Raw genomic sequence first — 19,479 nt, 5'->3', positions numbered from 1 at the left:
GGCCGTTCGGATTTCGGCAAATCGGCTGCAAGAAGCAGGGGCGAGCGCCTAATGCAGGGCCCCGTTTTCCATGGGAAGAAGAAGGAACGAATCTACCCAACTTTTTATTTATAAGAGGAGGAACTTGATAATGAGCACGATTTGGTCTGTAGCTATGGCGGATTCCTTTATGACAAAATATCCTATCGTTTCCGATATGCCGTTTCAAAAAAGAAGAAGCTGGAATTATGAAAACGGATGCGCGCTGACAGCAATGGAGCGTCTGTGGAGGAAAACAGGAGACGATAAGTATTATCGGTACATCAAAGAGAACATGGATCTGTTTATTCGCGAGGACGGCACGATTGACACCTACGAATTGAACGAATATAACGTAGATCAGATCAATCAGGGCAAATCCTTATTCTTGTTATATGAAAAGACGGGCGAGGAAAAATATAAAAAAGCTATTGAGCTGCTTGTAACTCAACTGAAGAGCCACCCTCGCACCAGCGAAGGCGGACTGTGGCACAAGAAAATCTATCCGTTCCAGATGTGGCTGGACGGTGTGTATATGACCTCGCCGCTGCTGGCAGCTTACGCGAAGCTGTCCGGCGAGCACGAGTGGTATGACGACGTAGCCAATGAAATTTTGCTGATGGAAAAAGTATCCCGCGACCCGGCAACCGGTCTGTTGTACCATGGCTGGGATGAATCCAAAGAAGAGCGTTGGGCTAACAAAGAAACCGGCTGTTCCCCTCATTTCTGGGGGCGTGCTATCGGCTGGTACGTGATGGCGATCGTAGACGTGCTGGATTACCTGCCGCTGGATCATCCGAAGCGCGGACTTATCGTAGGTATTTTCTACCGTTTGGCCGGAGCCATCATGCGCTATCAGGATCAGGAATCCGGTCTGTGGTACCAAGTTATGGACCATGGAGACCGCAAAGGCAACTATCTGGAAGCCTCCGCCTCCTCGATGTTCGTCTGCGCATTGGCAAAAGGCGCTCGCAAAGGCTATTTGGGCAAAGACGCATTGAACGCGGCGCGCCGCGGACATGCAGGTCTTGTTGAGCGCTGCGTAGGCAAAGACGAGAACGGTCATTTGTACCTGGATCACATTTGCAGCGTGGCAGGCCTTGGCAACAAGCCTTACCGCGACGGTTCCTACGCTTATTATATCAGTGAGCCAACACGCAGAGACGATCCGAAAGGCTCCGCTCCGTTCATCATGGCTTGCCTGGAAATTGAAGCAGCGGACGAAGAGCAGAGATAACAAGGCTATTCGAATAGGTAGATAGAGCTGTCCCTCGGCGAGAAGCCGGGAGGCGGCTCTTTTTCCATTACCTTGGTACGAAGCAGGATACATCCGGGTATAGCTAACCTTCGTTAGTACAATTTTCATTTTCATGGTACATTAGTAACCGTAGATTACAACAAAGTAGGACAAGGGAGGTGAATACCGCTGCATGTCGATATGCAACGGTATTTTGAATGAGTATCCATATTAACGCCAAAGCAGGCGAAATTGCGGAAGCATTACTGCTGCCGGGAGATCCGCTCCGGGCCAAGCATATTGCGGAAACGTACTTGGAAGATGTCATTTGCTACAATGAGGTCAGAGGTATGCTCGGGTTTACAGGGACCTATAAAGGAAAACGGATTTCCGTTCAAGGAACCGGCATGGGAATGCCGTCGATCTCGATCTATGTCAATGAACTCATTCGGGAATATGGGGCGAAGAAATTGATCCGCGTCGGTACTTGCGGAGGAATCCAGCAGGATGTAAAAATTCGTGATGTGATCATCGCTATGGCGGCGAGCACGGATTCGAACATGAATAAGCATATTTTCCCGGGATGCGATTTTGCGCCTCATGCGGATTTTGATTTGCTGAGACAAGCTTATTTAGCCGGTTTGGAAAAGGGTCTTTCTATCAAGGTGGGCAGCGTATTGACAGCGGACGCTTTTTACCGTGACAGCATGGAACCGGTCAAAAGGATGGCCGAATACGGCGTTCTCGCCGTGGAAATGGAAACAACCGCATTGTACACGATCGCGGCTAAATATGGGGTACAGGCTTTATCGATTCTTACGGTCAGCGACCACTTGTTCAGCGGCGAGGCAGACACGACGGCGGAGGAACGCCAGACGACATTCAACGATATGATCGTTGTTGCGCTGGAAGCCGCGATTAGCGAGGATTAATGCCGGGATAGGGATAAGGTCCTGGTAATAAAAATAACCAAGCACCTTCCATGGGATGATTTTTGCTGGAGCCATCTGACAGCTCTGCGTCATCTTCTGGGGGTGCTTTTGTTATACCTTCCTATTGCTGCTCATACATTAGCTGCTGCTTACCTGACGGAATTTCATAAAGCTGCCTACACGCCAAACACAGATGTACATATAGGCCATAACCATAGTCAATACGGTGAATTCCGTATAATCCAGACCTTTAAAATATTGGGATAAGCCCACCCTGATCAAGATGACCGCGATGATCACGTACTTGAAGTTTTTGTTGCGCTTGGCATAGATCAAACCGTCCTCTCGCCTCTCATACCCGGTGTGATAGAGCATAATACTGCCCAGAGCGATGCCGAGAACGCCGGCTATCACTATCTCCCATATCGCAGGAAGCTGAAACGGGTGATTGGGAATTTGGGTTAAGGAACGGATTGAAAAGCCGAAAACGACAAGAAGCAGGATCGGAGGAAGCAGCATGCGATAGCCTTTTCTCCGTATGGGCTTATCTTGGCGCCGGGATCTGAGCCAAACGACAAGTACGATGACTACAGCGATGATGATGAATTGGATTAGCGTTTGAGTCGTCATAATCTACCCCCAATTTAAGGTTATTGTGCAAAGTTGGTGCAGGTATTATTCAAACGGTCGCCCTGCGCAGCAGTGCATAGGAAGCCAATCCGTAGAGGATTGCCGCAATTGCCAGGCAGCATAGGAACAGAGCAAAGTGACCGGTGAACCAGAGAGTGATTCCTACCCATAGATTGTAGTGAGTCAATATGAGTGCAAGAGCGCTAAGAAGGACTAATACAGCCGCAAAGAAAGTAAATAATCCGGTCGGGCCAAAACGGCGATGAATACTGGATATAGCAAATCCAAGAAAGTGCTGATGCAGCAGGAGAACGAAGTAAACCACAAAATGCCCCAGGATGCTGAAAGTCTCCATGAAAGGAAGGTTGAAAAAGTGCATCTTGACCCCCCAGCCATCCGTCGTTTGTTCCACAAGGGAGAATATGCTTAACAGCAGAGCGGAAGCCACGTTGACAATTACCGCGGCTAAGGAAGTGCCCAGAAAATAATCGGTTCTTCGTACGCTCATGCCTAGTGCAAACGGAAAAGTATGAGCTAAGGTGACCGCTCCGATAATGGTAATGCTTATGAATATCGATATAAGACCGCCGGTATAATATGACTCTCGGTTATTGATCAAATAGCTAATAAACACGTTAATAAGAAAGCTTGAGAGCAGAATGGCCCAAGGGAGAAGGATCGATATCCACTTGTCTCTTAAATGCATTGTGGTTATGGCTGAAACACGATTCATCAGGCTTCCACCGCCTTATTATCGAATTTGCCGTTGGTGAGATGAACGATCAGCTGCTGCAGAGATACCGGAGCAAGCTCCAATCCTAGAGCCGCCGCACGATTACGCTCCTCTTCACTCAAGCTGCCCATGATGGTAGCTGTTACTAACGCGCCGAACGGTTCGCGTGAGATTGTTTGTTTACCGGCAATGAAACTATCGACTACAGAAGCCAGGCCTGCCACGGCAACCGCTTGCCCGCGCAGCGCTTCCGCTTCTTCGTCCAGAATCAGCTTCCCTTTATCAATGACGATGACATGCTCCAGCATGCGGCTGACTTCATCGATCAGATGGGTAGATAAGATAATCGTTCGAGGGAAAGCCGCGTAATCCTCAATCAATCGATCATAGAACAAGCTCCTGGCAACGGCATCAAGCCCCAAATACGGCTCATCAAATATAGTCAGCGGTGCCCGGCTGGCGAGGCCGATGACAACACCTACCGAGGAGAGCATTCCTCTCGACAGCTTCTTGATTCTTCGCTTCAGGGGAAGCTGAAATTCCTCAATCAGCGAATAGGCAAACTCCTCATCCCAATTCGGAAATAAGGCTGGAGCAAGCTTTAGGATGTCTTCAATTCTGTAGTGTTCCGGATATTTCTGGCTTTCCTTGATGAAGCAAATTTGACTTAGAACACGGTTATTTTCATAAGGGGCCTCTCCGAATACTTTCACATCCCCGGTTGTAGGGAACAGCTGTGCCGTGATCATATGCATGATCGTCGTCTTTCCGGCGCCGTTCCTGCCGAGCAGTCCGTATATTTTGCCGGACTCGATGACAAAACGGATATCATCGACCGCCTTGACGCTGCCATAAGATTTGCTAAGTCCTTGAACCTCAACAGCATGGCTCATGAATGGGCATCCCCTTTCTGGATCATCTCCGATAACTGTTCCTTTGTGATCCCAAGCTTCTCCGCTTCCCGGATCATCGTCACGACAAACTGCTCATAAAATTGATGCTTTCTTTTTTCCAGCAATTCTTTGCGGGCTCCAGTCGATACAAACATGCCGATCCCTCGCTTTTTATACAAAATACCTTGATCCACCAACAAATTGACACCTTTAGCGGCCGTAGCCGGATTGATCTGGTAAAAGGAGGCGAACTGATTCGTTGAAGGAACCTGCGATTCTTCGGGCAGCCGCCCTTCAACGATGTCGTCCTCGATTTTTTCGGCAATTTGCACGAAGATCGGACGGCTGTCGTCTATCATCCCCATAATGTATTCACCAACTCTCCATTACCAAACTGGTTAATTACTCATGTAACTAACCATACAAGTGATAAGCATATTTGTCAATAAGCTTTTAACTATTTTGACGGTGAAACAGGGGAGGAACGAAGCCGAGCTCGCTTCGACTTTCATGATTCATAGCTTTAAATTTTGATTGACAGGTTGGAAAAATGAGCCTATATTATCTGTAGTATCGTTTTCGTGGGCGCACACGGTGCTATTATAGATTCATTCTGCGCAACTGAGCTAGGAGGCTTTATGGGAGTTACGATTAAGGACATTGCAGCTCTATGCGGAGTATCTCCCGGTACGGTAGATCGTGCCTTGAATCATCGGCCGGGAATCAGCGAGAAAACCAAAGCACGCATCCTGCAGGTCGCCGAACAAATGAATTATCAGCCCGATCATATGGCGAGAAGCTTGGCCAAAGGAAGAACGATGACGATCGGCGTGGTGCTGTTCGATTTGTACAACCGTTCCTTCTCCCAGCTGATGAATTCGATAGAAGCGGTTTCACGGCAGCAAGGCTACTTTGTCGATCTGGTATTAACGAACAAGGATCCGGAGAACGAGAAGAAATGCATCGAGCACTTGCTTCTCCGCAAGGTGGACGGCATTATCATTTTTGCTATTAATCAGGGAGAAGCTTTCAACGATTATTTAAAAAGCCTGAGCATCCCTGTCGTTACGATCTGCAATTATGTATCCGACGACTGGAGCTACATCGGAATTGATGACCGGCAGGCGATGAAGGAAGCCGTACGATATATTTGCGGAAAGCAATACGAGCGGTTCCTCTATGTATGCCCGCCGCTGGCGTACCGGGGAAAAACAAACATCTATACGCAGGAAGAGCGGCTCGCGGGCTGTCTCGAGGGGCTCAAGGAAAGCGGGATCGAGGCGCAGCCGACCGTTATCACGGACAAGGATTATATTGGGGCCATCAGCCGGATGGACTTTGGAAGCGGGACGAAGACGGCGATCATTTGCTCGTGTGACATCTACGCTTTGGAGGTCATGAATCATTTGAAGGGCAGAGGTATTCGCATCCCTGACGATGTCGGACTTATGGGCTTCGATAATATTGATGTTTTGAAATATGTCTCGCCTGCTTTAACTACAGTAGAATACGCCGTAGAAGAATTCGGCTCCAGAGCCGTACAATGCGTGATCGAGCAAATCGAGCAGGGGACCCGCACGCCTGTACCGCGGCTCCCGTATCAAGTCATTACCGGGGATTCGACCTGATCCGGTTCTTCTTTTTTGGCTTTAACGTGCACGCACACGGAGATTATAGAGGCTTGCTTAGAGGGATGTGCAGCAAATACAACACGATTCTGGATGTCCCGAGCAGGAATTTCTTTTTCATCATTTCGTGTGCGCACACGGTCAAATATACATAGGATATTAAAGGAGGAAGCAAGGATATGAGCAGCAGCAAAGCGACTATGATTTTGGACAAGGACTTCATCATCTCATCTATCGACAAAAGAATTTATGGATCGTTCGTTGAGCACTTGGGCCGTGCGGTTTATGAGGGCATTTATGAGCCGGAGCATCCGCTTGCCGATGAGCAGGGCTTTCGCAAGGACGTCATCGAATTGGTGAAGGAGCTGAATGTTCCGTTGGTACGCTATCCCGGCGGGAACTTCGTATCCGGTTACAATTGGGAGGATGGAGTAGGACCGAAGGAGAACCGCCCCCGCCGCCTGGAGCTCGCTTGGAGAACGATTGAAACGAATGAAATCGGCACGAACGAGTTTGCCGATTGGGCGAAGAAAGCCAATACGGAAGTGAATATGGCGGTTAACCTTGGAACACGCGGAATCGATGCCGCAAGAAATTTGGTTGAATACTGCAACCATCCTTCCGGTTCTTACTGGAGCGATCTGCGGATTTCGCACGGGTACAAGGAGCCTCATAAATTCAAAACCTGGTGCTTGGGCAATGAAATGGACGGTCCTTGGCAAATCGGGCATAAAACCGCCGAGGAATACGGGCGTCTCGCCTGCGAAGCGGCCAAGGTCATGAAATGGGTCGATCCTACTATCGAGCTTGTTGCTTGCGGAAGCTCCAACAGGGGGATGAAGACCTTTGCCGATTGGGAAGCCACGGTATTGGATCATACGTACGATCATGTGGAGTATATCTCGCTGCATACTTACTATGGCAATAAGGATAACGACACGGCCAATTTTGTTGCCCGTTCTCTCGATATGGATGCCTTCATTCGTTCGGTCACCGCGATTTGTGATTACGTAAAGGCAAAGAAACGGAGCAAGAAAACGATCAACCTGTCCTTTGACGAATGGAACGTATGGTATCATTCCCATGATGCCGACCGCAAGCTGGACCCATGGCAAATCGCCCCTCCTCAGCTGGAGGATGTCTACACGTTCGAGGATGCCATCCTTGTCGGCTGCATGCTGATCACGCTGCTTAAGCACTCGGACCGCGTTAAAATCGCCTGCATGGCGCAGCTGGTTAATGTTATTGCCCCTATCATGACCCAAAAAGGCGGCGAAGCGTGGAAGCAAACGATTTTCTATCCGTACATGCATACTTCCGTTTACGGTAGAGGCGTCGCGCTAAATCCTATCGTTTCATCTCCTAAATACGATAGCAAGGATTTCACGGACGTTCCGTACCTGGAGTCGACGGCGGTATATAACGAAGAGAAGGATGAACTGGTGATCTTCGCCGTGAACCGTCACTTGACCGAATCCTTGTTGCTGGAATGTGATGTTCGCAGCTTCAACGATTATCAAGTGGTCGAGCACATCGTGCTGGAAGACGATGATGTGAAAGCAAGAAATATGGTGAATCAATCCAACCGTGTAGCTCCTCATAACCGCGGCAACGCGCAGGTGAAGGATGGAAGAATCGAGGCTTCGTTATCGAAATTTTCCTGGAATGTGATTCGGTTGGCGAAACATGCCGTTACTACCTAACTTATAAATCAATCCTAAGGTCATCATTAAAACTTAATCCTGTGAACGCGATATGTGAATAGGCAAAGGAAAAACAAGGCTTATTACCGGGAAGAACTTAAGTGGCATGAGCATGGCTTGGATTCTACCGACGAATAGTTTAGTGGATCCGTTCGATCCTATGTTCGAGAAATATTGCAATCATCTTTGTGACCGTCTGGCTGCCCCGCGCGCAGCAGGGATTCACGATAGAACAGATACGCAAGCAGGCCGTGAATTTGGAAGCATGCCACAAACAAAATTGACTTCCTTCCGTGACTACCGAAGAAACATTGCAAAAAGGACATCGCTCTCCTTAGTGGAGAGAGGGTGTTCTTTTTTTCTTCTTGACAAAATCTCCGATTTCGGGGAATGACTATTGACTAATAGGCAAAAACTCATTAAATTATTTACAAGTTATACTATAACTTTACTAGGATTTATATTCGTCGGTAGGGAACATTCGTAAGGCGCCAATATGTTGCCTCGTTTATGTACAAAGGGGGAATTCGGATTCGCTTATAAAGCACGATCTTTCTGTTAAGAAAGCATTGTTTTTATTCTTGAATCCTCGGAGGTAATTTGGCATGAGAAACCAAAAAACAGTCATCATTACATTAGGGGCTCTGGCGGTCGCTATCAACGTGATCGCTGGCACCGTTGTCGGCAGTTTGAAAATTCCGTTTTTGTTTCTGGATACAGTAGGAACGATCTTTATGTCAGCTTTGTTTGGGCCATTATGGGGGATGCTGGTAGGCATTCTTACAAATCTGGTGCTCGGTGTAACGAAATCGTATACTTCGATTCCATTTGCCGTCGTGAACGCGATTGCCGGTCTTGTTGTCGGCTGGATTTCCGTGAAGCGGGGATATACCCTCTCTTCTTCGGTGATTGCAGGTATTATTCTGGGTATTGTATGCCCGGCGGTAGGGTCAGTCATTGCGATCGGCGTGTTCGGGGGATTGACCGGCGGGGCACAGGATATTGCCGTCTTGTGGCTGAAGCAAGCAGGATCGAGCGTATTCACGGCTGCCTTCCTGCCGAGACTGTTCGATAACCTGGTCGATAAAATTTTGTCCGCTATTCTCGTTTATTACATTATCAAAGGAATTCCGCAATCGCTGCTAGGCCGTTCCGGACGTACTTTGCCGAAGCGAGGAGGTGTGTCTCATGAAGCGAAGTAAAAAAATCATCGTAGCTTCCCATTGCGTACTGAATCAAAATGCCGTCGTATCTCATGAAGCAAGGAGTCCGGGAATCATGCGGGCGGCTGTAGAGTGGTCCGATGAGCAAGGATACGGGATCGTACAGCTGCCGTGCCCTGAGTTTACCTTCCTTGGGCCGGAACGTCCGCCTATGACGGTAGAGGAGTATGATACCCCCGAGTTCCATGCGCATAATCGGCGCATTCTGGCACCGGTCATTGAGCAGCTGAAGGTATATCAGGATCACGGATATGAGATTGTAGGCGGACTCGGGATATCAGGCAGTCCCTCATGCGATCCGGGTAAAGGTGTATTTATGCAGGACCTGCTTGCCCTAGCGTCGGAAGAAGGTGTTCATATCGATTTCTTCTGGCAAATTCCGAACACGGAAGACGGTACTTTCGATCCTCGTGATGACAAAAGCGTATTCGGTTCTACCAGAGCGGTATCGAACGGGTAAAGGGGGCGTGGAAAACCGATGATATCGATTCGAGACGTTTCGTTTTCTTACTTCGGGGCGGAGTCGAATGAATGGGCTCTGCGGGACATCGATCTCGATATCGCTCCGAATGAATTTATAGCTTTACTGGGGCCGAACGGCTCCGGCAAATCTTCCTTGTCGAGGCTGTTGAACGGGATCGAATTGCCGACGAAGGGAGCCATCACGGTTGAAGGCATAAGTACAGCCGATCCAGTAGGGATCTCCGCCATTCGCCGTGTGGTGCAGATCGTATTTCAAAATCCGGAAAATCAACAGGTCGGCGTAACGGTCGGGGAGGATATCGCTTTCGGTCTGTCCAATATCGGTTGGCCGCAGCACGATATCCGGGCGCGAATGGAATGGGCGCTTCAGCTGGTGAATTTGCCGGTGGATGAGGATCGGCTTGTAGCACACTTGTCGGGCGGCGAAAAGCAGAAGCTGGCGCTAGCCTCCGTACTGGCGCTCTCTCCCCGGTATTTGATCCTGGATGAATCGACCTCTATGCTCGATCCAATCGCCAGAAGACAGTTCGTCGACATCCTGCATGCGGCTCGCCGGGCACAGCCGTTTGCGGTCATTTATATTACACATCATTTGGAAGAAGTAGTGAATGCCGACAGGCTGGTATTGTTCGAAAAGGGACGTATCCGCGCGACCGGTAAACCGGAACAGCTGCTGCTGGAGGGAGAACTGCTGGAGGCTTGCGGTCTGGAGCTTCCGTTCGAGCGAAGCCTTGCATTGTCTTTACGCAAAGCGGGCATTCCTATATCGGCTTCCCCCGACCTGGAAGAATGGAGGAGATGGCTGTGAATATAGAGCTGGCAGAAGTTTCTTTCTCCTATAAGAAGCGACGCAGAAACACGAAGGTTACGGAGCTTCCTCTTGTGCTGGATCATGTCAACGTAACGGTTCGGAGCGGAGAAATGCTGGCGGTTGCAGGAAAATCAGGTTCAGGAAAATCTACTTTTATGCAGCTGCTAAAAGGCTTTTTAAAGCCCAGCTTTGGTAGCATGCTGATAGATGGAATCGATCCGTATGCGGCCAAGCGGCCGGAGCTTTTTGACCGGGTCGGCTTTATTTTTCAATATCCCGAGCATCAGCTGTTCTCCGTCACAGTAGCGGAGGATGTGGCGTTCGGCCTGCGTCACAGCGGTCTCGCGCCGGAGCAAAAACACGAGAAGGTCAAGCAGGCCATGAACGCAGTAGGGCTCGATTACGCTACCTATGCGGAGCGCAGTCCGTTCGAGCTGAGCGGAGGAGAGAAAAGGCGTGTCGCCATTGCGGGCGTGATCGTACTGGAGCCGGAGATCATCATTCTAGATGAACCGACCGCCGGCCTTGATTATCCATCGAGAACCGCGCTCTTCGCTATGCTCCATCAGCTGAATGAGGAGCGGGGCACGACGATTCTTTGGGTCAGCCATCAGCTGGAAGAGATGCTGGAACACGCCTCCCGCATGCTCATATTGAAGGATGGCAGCTTCATAGCCGAAGGAACGCCTGATGTGCTGTTATCTGACAGGGCCGTACTGGATGCGATGGGCTGGGAGCAGCCGGCTGCACTGGCGCTGGCCCAGCTAGTGCTGGACACTCACGGAATTAAGCTCCCGCATCCTTGGGATGTCAGTGAAGTTGCACCGGTGCTCCTGGATCTGCTTCAGCGCAAATTGAAATCGGATAGCGAGGGGATATCATGGCCGCAGCAAGCTATTTGATTTATCAAAAGAAGAACTCTTGGCTCGAACAATGGGATCCGCGAATGAAGATCGTGGCCGCCGTTCTGTTCGCAATAGGTCTTCTTGCATCCCACAACTTGGGTATGAAGAGCTTTATGATCATCCTGCTGATTGCTTTATGGGGGATTGCCAAATTATCGTGGCGGGTGCTGGCTGTAACGACGCTTTCCCTGCTGTTGTTTTTTGCTTCGACGATGGTGTACCAAGCCATGCTTCTTTCGGTGCCAGGGGAGAGGATGATTCAGTGGGGCCCTTTGCAGTTTTCATATGAAGGGGCCATCAAAGGGATTTTGATGTGCGAACAGATCCTCGGCATCGTAATAGTCTTGTCGCTCGTCGTCAGAACAACCTCACCCATCATATTGGCGGAAGGGCTAGAGCTCTTGTTAAGCGGGCTGAAAAAGTGGAAAGTGCCGGTTCACGAAGCCGTCATGATGTTCTCTATAGCACTGCGGTTTCTGCCGCTTCTGCTGGAGGAATTCGATAAGATTCGCAAGGCTCAGACCGCGCGAGGAGGCGGATTTCACCGCAAAGGGGTGCTGGCCCGGTTTCGTGGAGTCCTGCCGATGCTTGTGCCATTGTTCGTTCTAGCGATCGTAAGAGCCAAAGATTTGGCGACAGCCATGGAATCCCGCTGCTACACGGGGGACGAGGGGCGGACTCCGATCCGCCTCTATCGATTCACATTCCAGGACTACGCGGTACTCGCGTCGTCGGTATTGCTTCTTGTTTTGATGGTTTGGCTGTAAGTAGGGCTGCTTCTTAAGCGGGTGTATAGCTGCTTGAGGAGCAGCTTTTTTTGTATTTACGCCATACCGGATTCTTAAGAAATTTGTCAGACTTTTCATCGTACATTTGTTAAAATTATCTTTTACTATAAAGATGACGGGACGACTTGGAGAAGACCCGATACCCTTTACATAGCAAGGTGGATGAGGCTGATGATAACAATGCAAACCTATCATGTGCTGGTTGTGGATGATGAATCGGAAATTCGGGACGCGATTGAAATTTATTTAAAACATGAAAATTTGAAAGTATATCAAGCGGCTAATGGATTGGAAGCTCTGGATCTGCTGGACAGGGAAGACATCCATCTGGTTATTCTGGACATTATGATGCCTGAATTGGACGGCATCCGGACGGCGCTGCGCATACGCGATAATAAGAATATCCCGATTCTGATGCTTTCTGCGAAGTCGGAGGATACTGATAAAATTCTCGGCTTGAATGTCGGAGCCGATGATTACATGACCAAGCCGTTCAATCCGCTGGAGCTGGCGGCCCGCGTGAAATCGCAGCTGAGAAGATATACGAACCTCGGGAACTATAAGCCGAACGAGGACGAGCTTGAGGTACGGGGGCTTGTGTTGAACCGGCGCACCAAAACCGTCTCTGTGGACGGAACGGAGGTTCGTCTCACGGCCACGGAATACAAAATTCTTGAGCTGCTGATGGAGAACCGGGGAAGCGTTTTTTCCATTGAGGAAATCTATGAGAAGGTGTGGAAGGAGCCCTATTGGAATGCGGACAATACGGTGGCTGTCCACGTGCGGAGAATCCGGGAGAAGATCGAAATCAATCCGCGGGAACCCAAATATTTGAAGGTGGTGTGGGGCATTGGCTACAAAATTGAAAAATAAAGCGCTGGCTGCGGCAGCAGTATGTATCACGGTTCTATGGGCTATATCCGCTCTTTGCTTCATCGATTCCTTCAAGCATGCCTCCTACCTGGATACAGACTATTATGCCAAGGGCGGACCGCTCTACAGCCGAATATATCATTTTTATACGATGCTGAAGGTGCAGTATATCGATCCCGACTCGAGCTACAAAAATTACAGTCAGAAGCTGGATATCGAGAAAATCGGCAAGGCGGAGTACGATGCCTTAAAAGAGAAGGCTTACCGGGAAGCCGATCAAGGGAAAGAGGCCAGAGAAGCGAGCATTAGGCAAAGCTATGCTTTGAAGATGGAGCAGGCAGAGAAGTCGGGCAATGCCGATCTAACGGCTCAGCTGACGGAGGAGCGCAATCAGAAGCTGGCTGAGTCGCAGCAACTCGGGGACCGGCTCTTGGCAGAGATGGTCAAGAAACGTATTGCCGTCCTCGATCAGGAATACGCGGATCGGCAAAAACAGCTGGATGCTTATAACGACGCCATCTTTTACTTTATTCGCGATAACGAAACCAATGAGACGTATACGAATATGAATCCAGCTCCGTCGAGTGCGGAGGACTTGACCAAGACGGCATTGTACCGCGAAGCCGCACAGAGCATTGCCCTTCCTTTGTCCCCGGAGATGTATACGTCGCTGCCGTACAAAGACTTTACATCCTCCTTGCAGTTTATGAGCAACTCATTCGAGGATAGGCATCTATCCGGCTTATTGATCCTACCCGAGAACGCTCTGTACAGTAAGTCTATTAACAAAGATTACACCTATTATTTATCTGTAAGAGAGCGGATTATAAAAGAGCTTATTCTAGGTGGAGTCTGCCTTATCGGCGCACTGGGATTCATGCTGTACTGGAGGCGCAGCGGCGCAGCCCGCATTTTGTTTCAAGAGAGCCGTACGGCTGCCCTGTGGCGCCGTATTCCGCTGGATGTGAGAGCGCTGCTTATGCTTCCGGCGGCATGGATCGGCTGGGGCTGTGCCGTTGATACCGCATTCTTCTTCCGGCTGCCTCTGCGGTTTGAACATGTGTATCAATTGAGCGCACTCTCTCTATGTATCTTTTATTTGCTGTTCCACTTGGAAGAAGCGCTATGGTTATTCCGCCGCCGCGATACCCTTCGCGAGCTGAGACAGCGATGCCTGTACCGTCGGGCGAAGGGCTCCATTGGAAGCCGACTGACGACCAAAGGAGTAATGTTCAAGGCCGGTCTCTTGTTCGTCCTTACCGTGCTGATCGGGCCGGTGCTCCTCATGCTGAAGCAATCCATGCTGTACGGTTCCGGCGGGGGCGCGATGGTAGGCCTGCTTTATCTCGCCCTGTACAGCGCCTGGGTCGGCCCTTATGCGCTGCGGAGAATCCGCATGCTGAATCAAATGACGGCCTTCTCCTCCGAGATGGCGGCAGGCCGGTTCCCGGAGCCTATCGAGGCCAAAGGCCGCGGAAATCTCCCGCAGCTCGCACAGCATCTGAACCGGATGCGGGAAGGATTTCAGGCTTCGCTTGAAAACCAAGTAAGGAACGAGCGACTCAAAACGGAGCTGATCACGAACGTATCGCATGATTTGAAAACGCCTCTGACGTCGATCTTGAACTACATCGATCTTCTCAAGCAGAAGGAGCTGACGGCGGATGAAACGGCGCGCTGCGTGGACGTGCTGGACCGGAAATCGCAGCGGTTGAAAATATTGATCGATGATTTGTTCGAGGCTTCCAAAATGTCCAGCGGTGCGGTGGAGCTGACGATCGAGGAGGTTAATGTCTCAGCGCTGCTGACCCAGGCACTCGCCGAATACAGCGATAAAATCGATTCCTCCGACGTGACCTTCCGTGTGCAGATAGCCCATCCGCATATTCTGGCCCGGCTGGACGGCAACAAAACATGGCGAGTGTTCGACAACCTGCTGAGCAATGCGCTGAAATATTCTCTGCCTCATTCGAGGGTATATGTCTCCCTGGAAGAACAAGCAGGCCAGATCGTCCTGACCATGAAAAACGTCTCCGCCTACGAGATCGATTTTGAGGTGGAGGAGCTGTTCGAGCGGTTTAAACGCGGAGACCGGTACAGACATACGGAAGGGTCCGGCTTAGGGCTGGCGATCGCCAAGAGCATCGTCGAGCTTCAGCAGGGACAATTGAAGATTGAGATCGACGGCGATTATTTCAAAGCGATCGTGACATTCCCCCAAGGTGCGATTGCCCAAGAGGCTCCCTCCCCGAAGGAGGGGCCAAGTGACTTGTTGATGTCATATTCAATGTAACGATTCCTGCGTCACCATAGAGGTTCTGCGGTATTCGCTTGGCGTCATTCCGGTCCACTTCTTGAACATCCGATTGAAGGATGTGCTGTTACGGTAGCCGATCTGCTGGCCAACGTCATTAATGCTGGTATCGGTGCCGGACAGCAGCTCCTGGGCCTTGCGGATGCGGATATCGTTCAGATGATCGCTGAAATTCGTGCCGGTCTTCTCCTTAATATAGACGGACAGGTAGGCGCTGGACATGTTCAGCTTATCCGCCAAATAATCCAAGGATAGCTCTTCGCCGTACTTCGTATGAAGATGATCCATGACGAAGGTGATGATCGGGTCGCTTTCCCCTTTTTTCTCCGTAATCAAGGCTGCTGCCAGCTGGAGCAGGTCACGGTAGGCTTGCTTGTATTCCAGAAGCGTGCAGCAGTCCTTCAATTTCTGCATCAGCGGCTTAAGCGCCCACGAATCGCCCTGCTCGATTTTATAAATATCCATAAACTTCCAAACCTTGGCTTCGATCGATTCCGCAAATAGGGTAAACTGCGTAACGCTGGCTTCCTTGCTGGCCATTTCGTCTAGAAACCGCTCTATGAGTAAAATGGCCCCCGTATCATCCCCGGCCTGAAGAGAGGCGTTCAATTCCTGATCCTGCGCCGGGCTTAAAGTAAAGGTAGCGGGGAGCGGACGGCTGCCGAACATGATTTGGGTTTCTTCCACCAGTCTTGCCTGACGAACGATCTCCAGCACCTGCCTGTAGGCGTGATTGAACTGGGAGGAATGCTCGAACCAGGAGCTGACGGCTATAGTGAACAGACTGTAGTCGCTGTCCCGATCGAATACGATCTTAAGCTCCTGCAGTACCTCTTCAATCAATTCCTGCTCGTACCGACCGCTGATAACCGTCAAGATTTGATTCTTCTCCATCTGAAAGGTGTGGCATCCGGGTATTTTCTCCGAGAACATCAGCGAGATATGCTCCCGGAAATAGTAAGCCGCCCGGTCCTGCTTCAGCACCAATTCGTCAAAAGGACCGCTGCGGAATCTTAGCAGGAAGAGCACGATCGTAAAGCTTTCCTCCGCGGCTATGAAATCCTTCCACTCATTGATATCCGTGTTAATGCTTTTCAATTTATTAATGTAATTATAGCTTTTGAGTATCGACTGTTTGCTGGACAGCTCGGTTTGAACGATATTTTTCTCCTCTGCAAGATCGAGTATTTTTTGATGGATAAAGGCGAATTCGCTGATGGAGCTGGTCATATCCGCGCTTTGCCCGTTCACGATGGAGGAGATCAACTGCTTGACCGGCCGGTTGATCCGCTTGCTGTAGAAGAAAGATGCAGCAAGCGCTATCGCGATGGACATGATGAAAATAACCAGCAGAGTGACCATCAGCCGGTTCAGCTGAGCGGCGATAGCGGCATTAGGCACAGCCGTAATATAGGTGAGCCCTTCGCTGTCCTTTTCCTTGAAATAATAGATGCCGTTCTTCAGCTCATAATCCAGGCCGGAGGCGAAGGAAGGAAGCTCTTCGTCCGATTGCTCTCCAGATGAACGGTATATCATGGCATTGTCCTTATCCAGTATCATGAATTGACGCGAATGATCGTTATCGTCGAAGAACGCCTGCTGCGATTTGCTGATATCCAAATAGGCCGTAACCATATAGCTGCTGTCCGGAAGCTTGAAGCTGATGGGCAGCAGTTCTTTCTTGTCCGGAATGTTCCAGGCGGTTTGAAACCCGGAAGCGGGCAGCAGGGTGAAATTGGACTGCCGGGTTAGCTGGGATTCCCAGAACGATAATGGATAAATCCCGCTCGTATACAGCTGGTTGAACTGATCCTCCGCATTGCTGCTGCCTTCTTTATCGAATGTAATGGAACCGGTGCCGAAATACACGACGATATTATCCAGGAACAGCTGCGGAGTATATACCTCGGTTCGCAAGCCTTCGATAATTTTTTTCCCTTGCAGGTAATCGACGTCCTTGGACGGTTTGGTCGCCAGCTGCCGGTTAAAGCCCGTTACATCCGTATCGTTATACATTTTATAGAGCACGGACTTGATTCTGGCAAAATGCGTGTTGTAACGCTCCGCTGTATTTTGCAGGCTCAGCCGGTTGAAGCGGATAAGCTCCTCCTGATATTTGCTTTTAAAAAACGCGAACGCAACCATGTTGAACGTGAAGAACAACAGAATGATGACCAAAAAGCTGATAAGAATGGTAAAAAACAAAGAAGTTTTTTTGGTGCGGATTCGTTTCATTCGAGTGACCCCTTTGACAACTTTGGCTGTTTCTTTATCTTACAAGATGCGGTTCCAACAGGGAAGGAACAAAATTTTAGATTCTTATCACTTTTTTAGAAACCAAGGTAAAGCCGGAAAACCAAAGAAAAGACAATAGGCAAGACGCCGCAAGTCGTCGTATGATCCGAAGCAGGAACAAGAACACCAAGAGCGTGTAACGCAGAAAGGAAGGTGACCATGAATACAGCGATCAAACGAATACGAAGAAATGCGGACTTGTATCTGCTGTTCCTGCCGGTCCTGATTTTCTTTATCGTATTCGAATATGTGCCCATGTATGGGGTCCAGATTGCTTTCAAGGATTTCATTGCAACCAAAGGAATATGGGGGAGTCCGTGGGTCGGGTTCAAGCATTTTGAACGCTTTTTCTCGAGCTTCTACTTTTGGCGGATTATGAAAAATACGCTGGGCATCGGCTTGTACCAGCTCCTGGTCGGCTTTCCCGTACCTATTCTTCTGGCGCTTATGATTAATGAAGTGCGCTCAAGCCTGTACCGCCGGTTTATTCAAACGGTAACGTACGCGCCGCATTTCTTATCGACCGTCGTTGCGGTCGGGATGATCATGATGTTTCTTGCGCCGGAGAGCGGGATGATCAACCTGCTGATCCAATGGTTCGGAGGAGAACCGATTGCATTCCTGACCGATCCGGCCTGGTTCAAGACGGTCTACGTGTTATCGGGTGTGTGGCAGCAGATGGGCTGGAGCTCCATTATTTATTTGGCCGCCTTGTCCGGAATCGATCCGCAGCTTCATGAAGCTGCAAGAATGGACGGAGCCAGCCGGCTGCAGCGCATTTGGCATATTAATCTGCCGGGCATTATGCCGACGGTCGTGATTCTGCTGATCCTGAACGTAGGCTCGATCCTCGGAGTTGGATTTGAAAAAGTATTCCTGATGCAAAATTCGCTGAATATGTCCGCATCCGATGTCATATCCACGAACGTCTACCGAAGCGGTATTCTAGGGGCTGAGTTCAGCTATTCCTCGGCAGTCGGCCTGTTCAATTCGGTCGTCAATTTCGTGCTGCTGCTGTCGGTGAACCGGATCGCGCGCAAAGTAAGTGAAACGAGTCTATGGTAGGAAGGGGGAGACTGTAATGCTCGAAAGCCGGGCAGATAAAGGGATCGAGATACTCATTTATATCATTCTGGCCTTAGTGACGGCATCCGTTCTGTACCCTCTGGTCTTCGTACTGGTTGCTTCGATAAGCAGTCCGGAGATGGTGATCCGGGGAGAAGTATGGCTGTGGCCCAAAGGGCTTACGATGGTAGGGTACGAGCGCATCTTTCAAAATAAAGAAATTTTATCCGGCTACACGAACACGATTGCCTATACGCTGGTAGGAACGGCGATCAATCTGGTCATGACGGTGGCGGCTGCGTATCCGTTGTCCCGCAAGGACTTTTACGGACGCAATGTATTTACCGCGCTCATTCTGTTTACGATGTTTTTCAGCGGAGGCATGATTCCTACGTATTTGCTCATTAAGAAGCTCGGGATGCTGAACACCTTCTGGGCCTTGGTCATTCCTTCCGCCGTGTCTGTGTGGAACATCGTCATTATGCGGACCTTCTTTCAGAACAGTATTCCGAATGAAATTCAGGAATCCGCTTCCATCGACGGCTGTTCGAATATGCAGACGCTCGTCCGCATCGTGCTGCCGCTATCGGCGCCGATCCTTGCCGTTATGGTGCTGTTCTACAGCGTAGGGCACTGGAACGCGTACTTTAATGCGCTGATCTATTTGACAGACCGGGCCAAATATCCGCTACAGCTCATCCTGCGGGAAATTCTGGTGCAGGGGCAGATGCAGGAGATGGTGGACGTAAGCGATTCCACACTCGCCAAGAGCGTCATGGATGCGGAGGCGATCAAGTATGCGGCGGTTATCGTAGCGAACCTTCCGGTGCTGCTGCTGTATCCGTTTTTGCAAAAATATTTTGTCAAGGGCATCATGGTCGGGGCCATAAAAGGCTAGCTTGATAGAAGATTACGCTATAATGAAAATGGAATGATCCGAGGAGGAAC

The 19,479-nt window shown here is 49.9% G+C and carries 18 protein-coding genes; 13 read left to right on the top strand and 5 right to left on the bottom strand.

The features are described from left to right. The first annotated feature begins 130 nt into the window (after window positions 1-130). Together B1728_RS22235 and deoD are read left to right on the top strand one after the other, a co-directional pair. Window positions 131-1,255, top strand: coding sequence for a glycoside hydrolase family 88/105 protein (locus tag B1728_RS22235; RefSeq protein WP_079912611.1), 1,125 nt, complete (start codon window positions 131-133; stop codon window positions 1,253-1,255). A 218-nt stretch (window positions 1,256-1,473) separates the two neighbouring features. Then, window positions 1,474-2,187 carry a purine-nucleoside phosphorylase gene (gene deoD / locus B1728_RS22230; RefSeq protein WP_079912610.1) on the top strand — a complete coding sequence of 238 codons (714 nt, stop codon included), beginning with the start codon at window positions 1,474-1,476 and terminating at the stop codon, window positions 2,185-2,187. A 138-nt stretch (window positions 2,188-2,325) separates the two neighbouring features. Here the strand turns inward: deoD and B1728_RS22225 are convergent, their stop codons facing one another. From B1728_RS22225 to B1728_RS22210, 4 genes are read right to left on the bottom strand one after another with little or no spacing between them, the layout of a single operon-like run. Further along, window positions 2,326-2,817, bottom strand: a complete 492-nt coding sequence (locus B1728_RS22225; RefSeq protein ID WP_079912609.1) for a CcdC protein domain-containing protein — start codon at window positions 2,815-2,817, stop codon at window positions 2,326-2,328. 49 nt (window positions 2,818-2,866) lie between these two features. Beyond that, a complete protein-coding gene (locus B1728_RS22220; protein WP_079912608.1) occupies window positions 2,867-3,550 on the bottom strand; it encodes a hypothetical protein in 684 nt (227 codons plus the stop codon). Further along, window positions 3,550-4,443 (bottom strand): ABC transporter ATP-binding protein, encoded by an 894-nt coding sequence (locus tag B1728_RS22215; protein WP_079912607.1) that lies wholly within the window; start codon window positions 4,441-4,443, stop codon window positions 3,550-3,552. The genes B1728_RS22220 and B1728_RS22215 overlap by 1 nt, the downstream gene beginning before the upstream one ends. After that, window positions 4,440-4,808 carry a GntR family transcriptional regulator gene (locus B1728_RS22210; protein WP_079912606.1) on the bottom strand — a complete coding sequence of 123 codons (369 nt, stop codon included), beginning with the start codon at window positions 4,806-4,808 and terminating at the stop codon, window positions 4,440-4,442. The genes B1728_RS22215 and B1728_RS22210 overlap by 4 nt, the downstream gene beginning before the upstream one ends. 273 nt (window positions 4,809-5,081) lie before the next feature. Here B1728_RS22210 and B1728_RS22205 point away from each other — a divergent pair, with 273 nt between their 5' ends. The 9 genes from B1728_RS22205 to B1728_RS22165 all read left to right on the top strand — a co-directional run bounded on the left by B1728_RS22205 (window position 5,082) and on the right by B1728_RS22165 (window position 15,150). After that, window positions 5,082-6,071 (top strand): LacI family DNA-binding transcriptional regulator, encoded by a 990-nt coding sequence (locus B1728_RS22205; protein WP_079912605.1) that lies wholly within the window; start codon window positions 5,082-5,084, stop codon window positions 6,069-6,071. A 179-nt stretch (window positions 6,072-6,250) separates the two neighbouring features. Then, window positions 6,251-7,774 (top strand): arabinosylfuranosidase ArfA, encoded by a 1,524-nt coding sequence (gene arfA / locus B1728_RS22200; RefSeq protein ID WP_079912604.1) that lies wholly within the window; start codon window positions 6,251-6,253, stop codon window positions 7,772-7,774. 605 nt (window positions 7,775-8,379) lie between these two features. Continuing rightward, complete coding sequence (locus B1728_RS22195; protein ID WP_079912603.1) at window positions 8,380-8,976, top strand: CD3073 family putative ECF transporter S component; 597 nt, start codon at window positions 8,380-8,382, stop codon at window positions 8,974-8,976. Next, complete coding sequence (locus tag B1728_RS22190) at window positions 8,963-9,457, top strand: CD3072 family TudS-related putative desulfidase (RefSeq protein WP_079912602.1); 495 nt, start codon at window positions 8,963-8,965, stop codon at window positions 9,455-9,457. Before B1728_RS22195 ends, B1728_RS22190 begins: the two co-directional genes overlap by 14 nt. Window positions 9,458-9,475: 18 nt before the next feature. Continuing rightward, window positions 9,476-10,288, top strand: a complete 813-nt coding sequence (locus B1728_RS22185; protein WP_079912601.1) for an ATP-binding cassette domain-containing protein — start codon at window positions 9,476-9,478, stop codon at window positions 10,286-10,288. Further along, a complete protein-coding gene (locus tag B1728_RS22180; RefSeq protein ID WP_079912600.1) occupies window positions 10,285-11,193 on the top strand; it encodes an energy-coupling factor ABC transporter ATP-binding protein in 909 nt (302 codons plus the stop codon). Before B1728_RS22185 ends, B1728_RS22180 begins: the two co-directional genes overlap by 4 nt. After that, entirely contained in the window at window positions 11,172-11,963 is a 792-nt protein-coding gene (locus B1728_RS22175) for an energy-coupling factor transporter transmembrane component T family protein (protein ID WP_079912599.1), read from the top strand. Before B1728_RS22180 ends, B1728_RS22175 begins: the two co-directional genes overlap by 22 nt. Before the next feature lie 201 nt (window positions 11,964-12,164). Beyond that, a complete protein-coding gene (locus B1728_RS22170; protein ID WP_079912840.1) occupies window positions 12,165-12,857 on the top strand; it encodes a response regulator transcription factor in 693 nt (230 codons plus the stop codon). Then, entirely contained in the window at window positions 12,835-15,150 is a 2,316-nt protein-coding gene (locus B1728_RS22165) for a sensor histidine kinase (protein ID WP_079912598.1), read from the top strand. Before B1728_RS22170 ends, B1728_RS22165 begins: the two co-directional genes overlap by 23 nt. On the opposite strand, the gene B1728_RS22160 is transcribed toward B1728_RS22165, so the two are convergent. Next, the gene (locus tag B1728_RS22160) at window positions 15,142-17,406 is read right to left on the bottom strand and encodes a helix-turn-helix domain-containing protein (RefSeq protein ID WP_079912597.1); all 2,265 of its coding nucleotides are present in this window, start codon (window positions 17,404-17,406) and stop codon (window positions 15,142-15,144) included. The genes B1728_RS22165 and B1728_RS22160 overlap by 9 nt on opposite strands. Window positions 17,407-17,625: 219 nt before the next feature. Between B1728_RS22160 and B1728_RS22155 the strand changes: the two genes are divergently transcribed. After that, the gene (locus B1728_RS22155; protein ID WP_079912596.1) at window positions 17,626-18,531 is read left to right on the top strand and encodes an ABC transporter permease; all 906 of its coding nucleotides are present in this window, start codon (window positions 17,626-17,628) and stop codon (window positions 18,529-18,531) included. A gap of 16 nt (window positions 18,532-18,547) precedes the next feature. Beyond that, window positions 18,548-19,429, top strand: a complete 882-nt coding sequence (locus B1728_RS22150; RefSeq protein WP_079912595.1) for a carbohydrate ABC transporter permease — start codon at window positions 18,548-18,550, stop codon at window positions 19,427-19,429. Window positions 19,430-19,479 lie beyond the last annotated feature (50 nt).

The organism is Paenibacillus sp. 32352, from assembly GCF_002042965.1.
Taxonomy (GTDB): domain Bacteria; phylum Bacillota; class Bacilli; order Paenibacillales; family NBRC-103111; genus Paenibacillus_S; species Paenibacillus_S vulneris.
This window is presented reverse-complemented; position numbering and strand designations above follow the sequence as displayed.